This window comes from Mycobacteroides franklinii (assembly GCF_001853795.1).
Lineage (GTDB): Bacteria > Actinomycetota > Actinomycetes > Mycobacteriales > Mycobacteriaceae > Mycobacterium > Mycobacterium franklinii.
Genome location: NZ_MLIK01000019.1, coordinates 1,640,981 through 1,653,503, shown reverse-complemented (window position 1 = coordinate 1,653,503; position 12,523 = coordinate 1,640,981). Strand labels below are relative to the sequence as shown.

Here is a 12,523-nt window from a genome sequence, read left to right as displayed (position 1 = left end):
GCCACACCACCATGAGTTAGATTTCTTAAGCCAGGGTAATGATCTGGCCACTGACATATCTCATGGGGAAGGTATTCAACGATGGCTCGGGTGCATGCCACACATTTCCGCAGGGCAGCGCGTTCGGTAGTGGTGGCGGCCGCACTTGCTACCGCACTGTCCGGGTGCACCGTCTACCAGACCCTGACCAAACCCACCGAAGTTCCCCAGACCACCACGGCCCCCACCGTCAGCGATCAGGAACAGATCCGTCAGGTGACGGCCCAGATGGGCAAGGCCCTCGACAGCCTGGACCTGGATGCCGGCAACGCGCTGACGTGCCCGCGGTACCAGGTCTCCAGCCGCACCGCCGACTCCAAGCTCGTCCCCTCGATCAATTCCTGGCGTGGCGCCGAGGAGGCGCTCATGTACGGCGACACCTCAACGCTGTCCAGCGATGTGGCACAACACTTCCCCAGCGCAGGAAGCAGTGAACGCGCCACGCTGGTGCGGGCGATCGTCAGCCGTGACGAGTTCGCCTACTCGACCACCGTGCTGCAGGTCATCCGCGAATCCACCACGGTGGAGAAGTTTGCGATCGACAACATCAAGATTGTCGGCGACAGCGCCACCGGGGACATCACCGCGACCTACAGCTTCGGCGGCGCCGGCACCGAAACCCAGACCAAGCCGAATCAGTTCCGCAAGGAAGGCGGTAAGTGGGCGTGGTGCCAACAGCCCCCTCCGGGTCTCTTCACCCAGTGGACGACGTCGTCGGCAGCGCAGGCCTCGGCCTAGCCGTTCACGGGTAGCGTCAGCCGACCGCCGACAAGGCGGCCTCTAGAGTCGGAGCCATGACCCAAGAGCACGGGCAGACCGCCAATCCCTTTGACCCGACGCGCTGGCAGCCGGTGCCGGGGTTCGACGACCTGACCGACATCACCTACCACCGGCACGTCGACGAGGGCGTCAAAAAAGGCACCGTGCGGATCGCGTTCGATCGGCCCGAGGTGCGCAACGCATTCCGGCCACACACCGTCGACGAGCTGTATCGCACCCTGGATCACGCACGGATGACCTCCGATGTGGGGGCGGTGCTGCTCACCGGGAACGGCCCGAGCCCCAAGGACGGCGGCTGGGCATTCTGTTCCGGCGGCGATCAGCGCATCAGGGGACGCACCGGATATCAGTACGCCGGAGGCGAAACCGCCGAGACCGTGGACCCTGGACGTGCGGGCCGTCTGCACATCCTGGAAGTGCAGCGCCTCATCCGTTTCATGCCAAAGGTGGTGATTGCCTTGGTGAATGGCTGGGCCGCCGGTGGCGGGCACAGCCTGCACGTGGTGTGCGACCTGACACTGGCCAGCCGCGAACACGCCCGCTTCAAGCAGACCGACGCCGATGTGGGCAGCTTCGATGGTGGATATGGCAGCGCGTATCTGGCCAAGATGGTCGGGCAGAAATTCGCTCGCGAGATCTTCTTCCTGGGCCGGCCGTACACCGCCGAACAGATGCATCACATGGGTGCCGTCAACGAGGTCGTCGACCACGCCGAGCTGGAGAACGTCGCACTCGAGTGGGCGGATGCCATCAACGGAAAGTCGCCGCAAGCGCAACGCATGCTGAAATACGCCTTCAACCTCACCGACGACGGACTGGTGGGACAGCAGCTGTTCGCCGGTGAGGCAACACGATTGGCCTACATGACCGACGAGGCTGTCGAGGGCCGCGATTCATTCCTGGAGAAGCGCGAGCCGGACTGGTCGCCCTACCCCTGGCACTACTAGAGCTGCATTCCCCTTCGCGGAAATCGACGTTTTGCAGACACGCACTCGCACTTTCGTTGCAAAACGTCGATCTCGGCGTAGGCGGGCGCGCCCGAACTAGGCGCGATCCATCCAGAAGTCGAGCTCGAGGTCTTCTTCGGCGCACTGACGGTATTGGGAGAAGTCGGTGACGCCCGCCTCTCGGAGCACCTCGTCGTCGATGAAGCTGTTTCCGGTGACCTCACGGCTGGGCTTGATCAGGATCTCGTACGCGGCATCGGCCATGATCTCCGCGGACCGACAACGCGCAACCAGCTCGGCACCAAGGATGTTTCGGATGGCGGCGGTGTCGATCGTGGTGCGCGGCCACAGCGAGTTCGACGCGATGCCGTACTCGCGCAGTTCGGCGGCCAAACCGATGGCCACCAGACTCATGGAGAACTTGGAAATGGTGTAAGCGGTGGTGGTCTGGCTGAACCACTTGGGATCCAGGGTGATCGGCGGCGACAGCGTCAGGATGTGTGGATTGTCGGCCTCCTTGAGTGCCCCGATCGCCGACTTGGACAGCGAGAACGCGCCCCGCGCATTGATGTCCTGCATCAGGTCGTAGGCCTTCATCGAAATCGACTCCGAGGGAGCAAGATTCAGCGCGCTGGCATTGTTGACCACAATGTCGATCCCACCGAACTTCTCGACCGTCTGCGCTACCGCCGACACGACGACCTCGTCGTCACGGACGTCTCCGAGCAGGGGCAGAGCGTGACCACCGGCAGCCTCGATCTCCTCAGCGGCGGTGTAAATGGTGCCGGGAAGCTTGGGATGCGGTTCCGCGGTCTTGGCCATGATCGCCACGTTGGCGCCGTCCCGAGCCGCGCGCAGCGCGATGGCCAGCCCGATACCTCGGCTGCCTCCCGACATGATGATGGTCTTACCCGCCAGCGATCCCATAAGCCACGTCCTTGTCGTCATAGGGTTGAGTGAGGCCAGCGTAGGACACCGCCGGTATGTGAAACCGGGCGAGATCAATGTCACCGGGACCCAGCATTTCGCACGCAACGGAAGAGGAATACAGTTCTTACTCGTGAGTAAGAACTCGGTCAGCAGTCGCGTCAGTACAGCCATCGCGCGCGCGGCCATGCAGCCATATCCCAGCCCCTCACTCCTTCGGGCCAAGTTCGATCCCAACTACGGGGTCTCGCTCAAGGGCAAGCGCGTGCTCATCACCGGCGCCTCCTCCGGCATCGGCGAGGAAGCCGCCTACCGTTTCGGCAAGCTCGGCGCCAAGGTCATCGTCGTCGCCCGCCGCGAGGATCTACTGGCCGAGGTCGCGGCCCGCATCACCGCTGACGGCGGCGAGGCCGACGCCATCACCTGTGACCTGTCCGACCTGGATGCCATCGACAAGCTCGTCGAGACCGTGACCGAACGCCACGGCGGCGTCGACGTCCTGATCAACAACGCCGGGCGTTCCATTCGGCGCGCCACCCACGAATCGCTGGATCGCTGGCATGACGCCGAGCGCACCATGCAGCTCAACTACTTCTCACCGCTGCGGTTGATCCGCGGGTTCGCCCCCGGCATGGTCGAGCGGCGCAGCGGGCACATCATCAACGTGGCCACCTGGGGTGTGCTGAACGATGTGGTGCCCAAGTTCGCCGTCTACAACGCGTCCAAGGCGGCGCTGTCGACGGTCAGCCGAATCGTCGACGCCGAGTATGGCAAGTACAACGTGCACACCAGCACCCTCTACTTCCCCCTGGTACGCACCCCGATGATCGCGCCCACCGACGCGTTCACCGACGCACCGGCACTGACCTCTGCCGAGGCGGCCGACTGGATGGTGCTGGCCGCGCGCGTGCGGCCCGCCCGAATCGCCCCGCGTTTCTCGGTGCTGGCCGCAACGGTGAACGCGGTGGCACCCGAGCTGGTGACCCGCATGGCGCGATCAGGGCCCGAAACCCTGGGCTAATACTGCCCACCGTGATAGACACGGCACATGGAGATATTGTCCAGCCGAATACTGTTGCGGCCTAAGGACTATGACGCGACGTTGGCGTTCTATCGCGAGACGTTGGGGCTGGCCGTCGCACGTGATTACGGGGCAGGCATGGTGTTCTTCGCCGGTCAGTCCCTCATCGAGATCGCCGGGCATGGTCGCCCAGACGGTCCGCCGACGGCGTTTCCGGGCGCGCTCTGGCTCCAGGTCCGCGACGTCTATGCGACGCAGGCCGACCTCGAAAGCCGTGGGGCCGCAATAGCCCGTGCCGCACAAGAGGAACCGTGGGGCCTGCACGAGATGCATGTGGCAGCGCCCGACGGTGTCACGCTGATCTTCGTGCAGATCCCGGCCGACCACCCACTACGCAAAGACACCCGGCGGTAGCTCCCGCCGGGTGTCTTTGAGGGTCTCGGTTACTTCTTGAGGAACGGGAAGAAGTCGAACCCGGTGTGGTGGATGATCGTCGTCCGGGTGATCCACAGCAGCGCGATGACGATAACCGCGCCGACCAGAGTGAACAACGCCAGCCCAAAGAACTTCACGGCCGGGTTGGGGGCGACAACGGTGCCGTCGTCATTGGCGCCACCGGCACCCGACGAGTAGGCGACCAGGCCCGCGGCGAAGACCGCCGGCAGACCCGCACCGAGAATCAACCCAACCGCGAGCACCTTGCCGAGGGCTTCCAAGTAGTTCATCGAAGATTCCTTACTGTCCGTGGAGGTCTGATTCGCGGGGTTCGGTTAGACCGAAGCCGTGTCGTTGGCCGAGCTCTTCTTCGAAGCATCCTTGTCCGAGACCTCGGCAGACGCTCCGACCTCGGCCTCACGATCGCCAGCGGGCACCACCGAGTTGGTGGAGTCGTCCCAATCGGCGTTGACGTTGCTGGAGTCGACCTTCTCCTGCTGGGCGCGCCACCACATGTAACCGGACAGCACCACCAGCAGCGCGAAGATGATCAGGTCGCCAGCCATCGGGGTGGTGAGGTTGCCGATGAAATGCGACAGCCAATAAGACAGTGCGCCGACGATGCCCGCGGCGGGCAGAGTGACCAGCCAGGCCAGCACCATGCGGCCGGCCACGGCCCAGCGGACCTCGGCACCCGGCTTACCCACACCGGTACCGAGAATCGAGCCGGTCGCAACGTGGGTGGTGGACAGTGCCATACCGGCGGCGCTCGAGCTCAGGATGATCGCGGCCGAGGACGCTTCGGCAGCGAGACCCTGCGGGGACTCGATCTCGACAAGACCCTTGCCCAGGGTGCGGATGACGCGCCATCCACCCAGGTAGGTGCCCAGGCCGATGGCGAGCGCACAGCTGGCGATGATCCAGAACGGCAGGCCCGTCTCCTTCACATTGCCAGTCAGGTGGCCGGTGGTGATGAGCGCCAGGGCGATGACACCCATGGTCTTCTGCGCGTCGTTGGTTCCGTGCGACAGGGCGACGAGGGACGCGGTCGCGATCTGACCCCAGCGGAAGCCTTCCTCGCGACGCTTCTTCACCACGTTGCGCGTGATCCGGTAGACCAGCCAGGTGCCCGCGGCGGCGACGACGCCCGCGATCAGCGGCGCGGCCACGGCGGGGATGATCACCTTCTGCAGGATGCCGTCCCACTTGACGCCCGACGTGCCGATGGCGGCAAGGGCGGCACCGATAAGGCCACCGAAGAGCGCGTGCGAGGAGCTGGACGGGATACCGAACAGCCAGGTCAGCAGGTTCCACAGGATGCCGCCGATGAGGCCCGCGAAGATGATGGTCAATCCCATGGACGGGGTGATGTTGGGCAATAGGTGCCCCGTCTTGCTGTCTTGCACCTTGATCACCGAGGTGGTCACGGTGACGGCGACCTCTACCGAGAGGAAGGCGCCGACGAGGTTCAGGACGCCGGCCAGCAGGACCGCGGTCTTGGGCTTGAGGGCGCCTGTTGCAATGGACGTGGCCATGGCGTTACCGGTGTCATGAAACCCGTTGGTGAAGTCGAAAGCCAGTGCTGTGGCAATAAGCAGCACCAGGATGATCATGGTTGCGTCCATGGCGCTAATTCTGGGGCAAAGGCCTTGACTTTGACCAGCTGATGACAGACGAAGTTTGGGCGCTGACCGGCCAGTTTGATATTTCCCGCAAGGAGTTCACATTCCGTTAACCTTCTGGGTGCGGACTGTTCGGGCTGCTTGTTAGTTTCAGCACCGAGTACCGCTAGGTTTTCCACTGGCGACAATGGGCCTCAACGGCACTACGATCGCTAGGCAGTCGACAAGATCCAGGACGGCCGCCCGTCCTTACAGAAGTTAGAGGCCGTGAACGCATTTCTGAGCAAGATCGTCACCTGGCTTCGGGCGGGTTACCCCGAAGGGGTCCCGCCACCGGACTATGTCCCGTTGCTGGCGCTCCTAGGACGCCGCCTGAGCAACGACGAGGTCAAGACCGTGGCCCGCGAACTCATGGCCCGCGGCGACTTCGACAATATCGACATCGCGGTTCTCATCACCCAGGTCACCGACGAGCTGCCCACCGGCGAGGACATCGAACGCGTCCGTGAGCGGCTGGCCAAAAAGGGCTGGCCCCTTGATGATCCGCGCGAGCCCGCGGAGCACGATGAGAATGGCTCCGGTCAGGCAACAGACCATTCCGCGTGACGCGGCTGCTGCGCGCCCTGCCCGTGCCCAGCGGGCAGACAATGCTCGGCTTGCTGCCCCGCCTGGCTGAACTCCTGGACGGTCGCGGCGACGCGGTCCTGCCCGTGCCCGCCGACAACGCCGATCAAGCACACCTCCTGGCCGCCGAACTCTCCGCCGACGAGCCCATCGACGAGGATGTCGCGATAGTGGTGTCAACCTCGGGCACAACGGGAAAACCCAAGGGCGCCATGCTTACCGGCAAGGCTCTTGCCGCCAGTGGTACCGCGACACACGCACGCCTGGGCGGTACCGGCCAATGGCTGTTGGCACTGCCACCCCACCACATCGCCGGAATGCAGGTGCTGCTGCGCAGCATCCAAGCCGGAACCGATCCCGTCGTGCTCGACGTATCGTCCGGCTTCTCCATCGCCGACTTCGTGCGGGCGGCCACCGAGATGACCGGGAGTCGGCGATACATCTCTTTGGTCGCAACACAATTGGTGAAGGCGCTGGACGACTCTGCAGCATCGGAAGCGCTCGCCTCCTTTGACGCGGTCCTGTTGGGCGGCGGCCCCCTACCCGCCACCGTGGCCATCAAGGCCGCCCAAGCGCGCGTCCCCGTCGTGCGCACCTACGGCATGAGCGAGACCTGCGGAGGGTGCGTCTACGACGGGGTCGCCCTCAGCGGAGTCCAGGTACGCGTGGGCCCAGAGGGGCGCATCAGCCTGGGCGGCGCCACCGTGGCAGCGGGATATCGCAACATGCCAGACCACATATCCTTTGCCGAACCCGGGTGGTTTCATACCGACGACTTCGGCGAGCTCGAGGACGGCCGGCTCCGGGTGCTGGGACGTTTGGACGAGGCCATCAGCACCGGAGGGCTCACGGTGGTCCCACAGGTGGTGGAAGCAGCCCTTGGCGCTCATCCACTGGTGGCCGAATGCGCCGTCTTCGGCGTGCCCGACGGCCGGCTGGGCCAGCGCGTCGCCGCCGCAGTGGTGCCCTCGGCGGCAGGCACCCCGACGTTGGAGGACCTCCGCACGCACGTCACCGCGGCGCTCGACAGCACCGCGGCACCGCGCGAACTGCACCTCCTCGACGAACTACCCCGGCGTGGGATCGGGAAACTGGACCGCCGCGCCCTCGTCAAACGCTTCTCTTGACCTCAAGTTCGCTTGAGGCCATAGCGTGGAACACCATGACACGCGAAGATTTTGAACCGGGTTCCGCACCGCTGGTTCGGGACGGGGATCGGGAGATCGTCAGCACCGCGGCCGGGAACAACACCGGATTGGTGCTGGACTCCGAGGCGGCGGGCGGAGCGGTCAGCGTGCTCACCGTCTCGCTGCCGAAGGGAGCCAACGGCGCGGCCCCGCACTTCCACACGCGATCCACCGAGCTGTTCTACGTGGTGTCCGGGCGACTGGAAATCCTGGCCGGAGATCGCATCGAAATCCTCGAGCAGGGTGACACCCTGCTGGTTCCGCGGCTCATGCCACATGCCTTCGGCGCCACCGGTGACAGCGATGTCGACATCTTCACGGTGCTCTCCCCCGGCGTGCAGCGCTTCGACTACTTCCGGCTGCTGGACCGAATCGTGCACGGACAGGCCGATATCAGCGAGCTGCAGGCGGCGCAGGAGACCTACGACAACCACTTCGTGGAGAGCGCGGTGTGGGCGCAAGGGCGCGGGCTATCGGCGCTGGACGCCCGGTAGTCACGCCGCCTCGGCGACCGCCTTGATCCGATTCAGGGTCTCGCGCATGCCGTTTCGATTGGTGCGCCCGCGTGCCCAACCGAGCAACGCCCAGTAGATGCGCAGCGGCAATGCCGGTGTCAGCTCGAAGGATTCGGTCACATCGGTGCCGTCACCGACGGGCTCGAAGCGGTAACGCCAGGTGTTGACCGTCTTTCCATTGGGCCAGAGCACCGCGAAACCGAAGGAACGATCGCGGTCGCACTCGACGATCCGGCACACCGTCCAGTAGACGGGCCCCTTCTGATTGCGCTTCACATGACCACGGAAGCGCACACCCACCGCCGGGCCGGTGGCCCCGTCGAGCCACTCGGCCTCGAAGGTCTCCGGGCTGAACTTGCCTGTGTTGGTGATATCGCTGACCAGTCCCCAGATCTTCTCGGCGGGAGCCGCGATGTGCACCGTGACCGAATCACGCATGGCGTTACGGTACCCGCGATGAATCCTGACGCCGGGCCGGGTCTGTATCCGCATGACCCTTACCTCCCGTCTTGATCAGCGGTTCAGTGAGCCCGGCGCCTGCGCGCCCGCCTGGAGCGAGGTGTCGGAGCTGCTGGCCGCTGCCGAGCTGTACTGGATCGGCACGGTGCGCTCCGACGGCAGCCCGCATATGACCCCGCTCGTGGGCCTATGGCAGCAGAACTCGTTCGCGTTCTGCACCGGTCCCACCGAGCAGAAGGCCCGCAATCTGGAATCGAATGCCGCGGTGACGATCGCCACCGGCGTGAATACCTGGAACCAGGGGCACGACATCGTCGTCGAGGGGGCCGCGGAACGTGTGGTCGACGCCGCCGCACTGCAGCACCTCGCCGAGGCCTACTTCGAAAAGTATGGCGAGGACTGGAAATTCACCCCGAGCGAGGGCGGATTCGGGGAAGGTGACCAGTTCGCCATGGTGTACCGGGTGACGCCGTCAAAGGTTCTCTCCTTCGCCAAAAGCCCGCACGGACAGACCCGCTACACCCCCTAGGGAAGCTCGATGGGGAGGGTGACGCCGTCATGCGCGCGACAGTGCCCGCACGTCTGGACGGATTCCGTCGCGGTGACCGCGGTGCGCACCAGCTCCTTGAATCCGCCGATGTTCCGCTCGAACTCGGCGAATACGTCCACCGCCCGAACGCCCTGACCGTGCTCGACACCGGCGTCCAGATCGGTGACCAAGGCGATTGCGGCGTAGCAGATTTCGAGTTCACGGGCCAGCACTGCCTCGGGATAGCCGGTCATGTTGACCAGGGTGAAGCCCTGTGACGCATACCAACGGCTTTCCGCACGCGTCGAGAATCTCGGCCCCTGCACCACCACCATGGTGCCGCCGTCGACGGCGCCCGGTTGCAGGGACACCCCGCGTAGCTCGGGGCAGTACGGGTCGGCGAACTCGACATGGATGCCGCCGCTGTCGAAGTAGGTCTGCTCGCGTCCGCTGGTGCGATCCACCAGCTGATCGGGCACCACAATGGCACCGGGTCCTAGATCGGCGGTGAGACTGCCCACCGCACAGGGCGCGAAGACCCTGCGCACACCCAGCGCCCGCAACGCCCACATGTTCGCGCGGTACGGCACGGTGTGCGGCGAGAACTCGTGACGGCTCCCGTGCCGCGGCAGAAACGCCACCTCCCGCTCCCCCACCAGACCGATCGTGATGGGTGCGCTGGGCTGACCGTACGGCGTCGTCGGGGTGACGGTCCGCACCGGTTTGTCGAAGAACGAATAGAAACCGCTTCCACCTATCACCGCCAGCATGCCGCTATTGTCGTTTATCGTCTGAGCCCCAATCCATCTGGGGGTGAGAGAACACACTCCGCATTGAATTAGTCGTACAAATGGCCGAGATAGTTCCCGAGAGAATTCGCAGAAACCGGGGATCTCCCGAATTCGACAGATTCACACAACGGGCCTTGACGAAACGCCCGCCGCGATTACCGTGGAGTCGTGAATTCGATTGAGTATCAACTACATCGAAGGCAATTCTTGGTGATGGCGGCCGCATCCGCGGGCGCCCTCGCACTCGCCTCGTGCACCGGCCAGTCCCACGAGGAAACAGCCCCAACAAAGGAGACGAGCGGCGTGTATCAATTACCGAATCTCGACTGGGATTATTCAGCTCTCGAGCCGCATATCTCCGGCGAAATCAACCAACTGCACCACGACAAACATCACGCCGCCTACGTGAAGGGCGCCAACGACGCCGTGGAACAGCTCGCCCAGGCGCGCGAGAAAGGCGACAACGCGGCCATCGTGCTACTCGAGAAGAACCTCGCCTTCAATCTCGGCGGGCACGCGAACCATTCGATTTGGTGGAAGAACCTGTCGCCGGACGGCGGCGACAAACCACAGGGTGAGCTGGCCAGTGCCCTCGATCAGCAATTCGGCGGGTTCGACAAGTTCCGCGACCAGTTCTCAGCGGCGGCCAGCGCGGTGCAAGGCTCCGGCTGGGCGTGGCTGGGGTACGACACTCTGGGGAAAAGGCTGCTCACCTTCCAGATGTACGACCAGCAGTCCAACGTGCCATTCGGCACCGTTCCGCTACTGGGCCTCGATGTCTTCGAGCACGCCTACTACCTGCAGTACAAGAACGTCAAGGCCGACTACATCAAGGCATTCTGGAACGTGGTGAACTGGCCCGATGTCCAGGCACGTTTCGCGGCAGCGGTATCCAAGACACCCGGCCTGATCTTCCCCTAGCGCGCCCGGGACGCCCAGGTCGCTCCATGGCAGGATTTGCCACATGGCCAGCATCGCGCAGTGGATCGAAGGTTCTCGCCCCCGCACCTGGCCGAACGCGGTGGCACCCGTCATCGCGGGCACCGGTGCCGCGGCCGCGGCAGACTCGGCCGTCTGGTGGAAAGCGGTTCTCGCGTTGGCCGTATCGGTCTGCATGATCATCGGGGTCAACTTCGCCAACGACTATTCGGACGGTATCCGCGGCACCGATGACGACAGAGTGGGCCCGCTGCGCCTGGTGGGCTCCCGGCTGGCGTCGCCGTCGGCGGTCAAGGCCGTCGCCATCGCCTTCCTGACGCTGGGTGCGGTAGCGGGTTTGGCGCTGGCCGTCACCACCGCATGGTGGCTGGTGGCCGTCGGGGCGGCGTGCGTCGCCGGGGCATGGTTCTACACCGGCGGTTCGAAACCTTACGGGTACAGCGGTTTTGGTGAGATCGCGGTATTTGTGTTCTTTGGGCTGGTGGCGGTGCTGGGCACCGAGTACGTACAGATCTTGGCGATCAGCACCACCGGCATTGCGCTGGCGGTGGCCATTGGCAGCTTCTCCAGTGCCGTACTCGTCGCCAACAATCTGCGCGATATCCCCACCGATCGCGAGTCGGGGAAGATCACCCTGGCCGTCCGGCTGGGCGATGCTCGCACCCGAATCCTGTTTCCGGCCCTGCTCGCGGTCCCGGTTCTGGTCAGCATCGGACTGGGCTTCAGTCACCCATGGCACCTGCTGGGGCTTGTGATGTTGCCCCTGATGGTCAAGGCCGCCCGGCCGGTCGTAACGAAAGCACAAGGGCCGGCGCTGATCCCGACACTGCGCGATACCGGGCTGGCCATGCTCGGCTGGGCGATTCTCACCGCCTTGGCGCTCGCCTGGCTGAGCTAGGCGGCCTGATCGAGCAGGCCCACCACGGCGTGCCGTAGTTCATCGGCGGGTACCCGCTCAGTGATGACGGCCAGCGCGACGGGGTCACCGCCACGCAAGATACCCAGCACCATGTGCTCGCATCCGATCCAGTTGTCCTTGTGCGCAATGGCCTCCCGCAACGCCAGCTCCAAGCACTTCTTGGCCGATGAGTTGAACGGGATCATCCCGAACGGACGCCAGCCACGGATGCGGCCCTTGCGGCGCCCGGATTTTTCGAAGGCCTCGTCGAAGGCTTGCGGGCCAAAGACTTTCGAGACGCTCTCGCGCACCTGAGACAGATCGATGCCGATCGCCTTGAGCGCCTCGGCGTCCTCCTCGTCCAACGGCGGCTGCGCGGATCCGGCGCGGATCCGGTCACGCACACCATCTGCCGTCAGTCCGTATTCACTCAGTAGCGCGGAAAGCGGTCCGCCGGCGCTGTCCAGCACACCCACCAGGACATGCTCGGCCCCGATGCGTGATTCGTCCATCTCGCGGGCCTCTTCCTGCGAGAGCACCACCGCGACCTTCGCCGACTTCTGGAACTTCTCGAACATGGCCACTCACTTCCTCACGCGGTTGTATTTCTGGTGCACTGCCTGACGGCTCACTTCGAGTGCCTCGGCGATCGCCTGCCAGCTCCACCCCTGATTGCGGGCATTGGTCACGTGGATCGCTTCCAGCCGTTCACACAGACGCCGTAGGGCTTGCACTGCCCGCAGGCCCACGGCCGGATCGGTACTGCTGACGGCGTCGTCCAGATTGGCCGCCGCGAGGTCACCCATAGCT

Annotated in this window: 17 protein-coding genes and 1 pseudogene; 10 read left to right on the top strand and 8 right to left on the bottom strand. The window is 64.7% G+C overall.

Going from position 1 to position 12,523, the window contains the following annotated elements; translation table 11 throughout:
• Positions 1 to 81 precede the first annotated feature (81 nt).
• Together BKG76_RS15595 and BKG76_RS15590 are read left to right on the top strand one after the other, a co-directional pair.
• Positions 82 to 777, top strand: coding sequence for a hypothetical protein (locus tag BKG76_RS15595; RefSeq protein WP_109420765.1), 696 nt, complete (start codon positions 82 to 84; stop codon positions 775 to 777).
• A 56-nt stretch (positions 778 to 833) separates the two neighbouring features.
• Positions 834 to 1,766, top strand: coding sequence for a 1,4-dihydroxy-2-naphthoyl-CoA synthase (locus tag BKG76_RS15590; protein ID WP_070938418.1), 933 nt, complete (start codon positions 834 to 836; stop codon positions 1,764 to 1,766).
• A gap of 96 nt (positions 1,767 to 1,862) precedes the next feature.
• On the opposite strand, the gene BKG76_RS15585 is transcribed toward BKG76_RS15590, so the two are convergent.
• The gene (locus BKG76_RS15585; protein ID WP_070938417.1) at positions 1,863 to 2,693 is read right to left on the bottom strand and encodes an SDR family oxidoreductase; all 831 of its coding nucleotides are present in this window, start codon (positions 2,691 to 2,693) and stop codon (positions 1,863 to 1,865) included.
• Between the two features lie 133 nt (positions 2,694 to 2,826).
• Here BKG76_RS15585 and BKG76_RS15580 point away from each other — a divergent pair, with 133 nt between their 5' ends.
• The gene (locus BKG76_RS15580) at positions 2,827 to 3,714 is read left to right on the top strand and encodes an SDR family oxidoreductase (RefSeq protein ID WP_070939272.1); all 888 of its coding nucleotides are present in this window, start codon (positions 2,827 to 2,829) and stop codon (positions 3,712 to 3,714) included.
• Between the two features lie 27 nt (positions 3,715 to 3,741).
• Complete coding sequence (locus tag BKG76_RS15575) at positions 3,742 to 4,128, top strand: VOC family protein (RefSeq protein WP_070938416.1); 387 nt, start codon at positions 3,742 to 3,744, stop codon at positions 4,126 to 4,128.
• A gap of 29 nt (positions 4,129 to 4,157) precedes the next feature.
• On the opposite strand, the gene BKG76_RS15570 is transcribed toward BKG76_RS15575, so the two are convergent.
• From BKG76_RS15570 to BKG76_RS24490, 3 genes and pseudogenes are all read right to left on the bottom strand, one after another.
• Positions 4,158 to 4,439, bottom strand: coding sequence for a hypothetical protein (locus tag BKG76_RS15570; protein WP_070938415.1), 282 nt, complete (start codon positions 4,437 to 4,439; stop codon positions 4,158 to 4,160).
• Between the two features lie 45 nt (positions 4,440 to 4,484).
• Positions 4,485 to 5,774, bottom strand: coding sequence for an inorganic phosphate transporter (locus BKG76_RS15565; protein WP_070938414.1), 1,290 nt, complete (start codon positions 5,772 to 5,774; stop codon positions 4,485 to 4,487).
• A pseudogene (locus BKG76_RS24490) lies at positions 5,759 to 5,975 on the bottom strand (hypothetical protein). The gene BKG76_RS15565 and the pseudogene BKG76_RS24490 overlap by 16 nt, the downstream one beginning before the upstream one ends.
• 63 nt (positions 5,976 to 6,038) lie before the next feature.
• On the opposite strand from BKG76_RS24490, the gene BKG76_RS15560 reads away from it, so the two are divergent.
• From BKG76_RS15560 to BKG76_RS15550, 3 genes are read left to right on the top strand one after another with little or no spacing between them, the layout of a single operon-like run.
• Positions 6,039 to 6,377, top strand: coding sequence for a DUF3349 domain-containing protein (locus BKG76_RS15560; RefSeq protein WP_070938413.1), 339 nt, complete (start codon positions 6,039 to 6,041; stop codon positions 6,375 to 6,377).
• Positions 6,374 to 7,522, top strand: coding sequence for an o-succinylbenzoate--CoA ligase (gene menE / locus BKG76_RS15555; RefSeq protein ID WP_083338054.1), 1,149 nt, complete (start codon positions 6,374 to 6,376; stop codon positions 7,520 to 7,522). Before BKG76_RS15560 ends, menE begins: the two co-directional genes overlap by 4 nt.
• Positions 7,523 to 7,557: 35 nt before the next feature.
• The gene (locus BKG76_RS15550) at positions 7,558 to 8,076 is read left to right on the top strand and encodes a cupin domain-containing protein (RefSeq protein ID WP_070938412.1); all 519 of its coding nucleotides are present in this window, start codon (positions 7,558 to 7,560) and stop codon (positions 8,074 to 8,076) included.
• Here BKG76_RS15550 and BKG76_RS15545 read toward each other — a convergent pair whose 3' ends face one another.
• Complete coding sequence (locus tag BKG76_RS15545; protein WP_070939270.1) at positions 8,077 to 8,535, bottom strand: SRPBCC family protein; 459 nt, start codon at positions 8,533 to 8,535, stop codon at positions 8,077 to 8,079.
• Positions 8,536 to 8,587: 52 nt separating this feature from the next.
• On the opposite strand from BKG76_RS15545, the gene BKG76_RS15540 reads away from it, so the two are divergent.
• A complete protein-coding gene (locus BKG76_RS15540; RefSeq protein ID WP_070938411.1) occupies positions 8,588 to 9,085 on the top strand; it encodes a pyridoxamine 5'-phosphate oxidase family protein in 498 nt (165 codons plus the stop codon).
• Here the strand turns inward: BKG76_RS15540 and BKG76_RS15535 are convergent.
• Positions 9,082 to 9,855, bottom strand: coding sequence for an S-methyl-5'-thioadenosine phosphorylase (locus BKG76_RS15535; RefSeq protein ID WP_070938410.1), 774 nt, complete (start codon positions 9,853 to 9,855; stop codon positions 9,082 to 9,084). The two genes, BKG76_RS15540 and BKG76_RS15535, sit on opposite strands and share 4 nt — an antisense overlap.
• Before the next feature lie 324 nt (positions 9,856 to 10,179).
• Here BKG76_RS15535 and BKG76_RS15530 point away from each other — a divergent pair, with 324 nt between their 5' ends.
• Positions 10,180 to 10,797 (top strand): superoxide dismutase, encoded by a 618-nt coding sequence (locus BKG76_RS15530; RefSeq protein WP_070939269.1) that lies wholly within the window; start codon positions 10,180 to 10,182, stop codon positions 10,795 to 10,797.
• Between the two features lie 43 nt (positions 10,798 to 10,840).
• Positions 10,841 to 11,713 (top strand): 1,4-dihydroxy-2-naphthoate polyprenyltransferase, encoded by an 873-nt coding sequence (locus BKG76_RS15525; protein ID WP_070938409.1) that lies wholly within the window; start codon positions 10,841 to 10,843, stop codon positions 11,711 to 11,713.
• On the opposite strand, the gene BKG76_RS15520 is transcribed toward BKG76_RS15525, so the two are convergent.
• Both BKG76_RS15520 and BKG76_RS15515 read right to left on the bottom strand, forming a co-directional pair.
• Entirely contained in the window at positions 11,710 to 12,291 is a 582-nt protein-coding gene (locus BKG76_RS15520) for a Clp protease N-terminal domain-containing protein (protein ID WP_070939268.1), read from the bottom strand. The two genes, BKG76_RS15525 and BKG76_RS15520, sit on opposite strands and share 4 nt — an antisense overlap.
• A gap of 6 nt (positions 12,292 to 12,297) precedes the next feature.
• Complete coding sequence (locus tag BKG76_RS15515; RefSeq protein WP_070938408.1) at positions 12,298 to 12,519, bottom strand: HTH domain-containing protein; 222 nt, start codon at positions 12,517 to 12,519, stop codon at positions 12,298 to 12,300.
• Between the last annotated feature and the right edge of the window lie 4 nt (positions 12,520 to 12,523).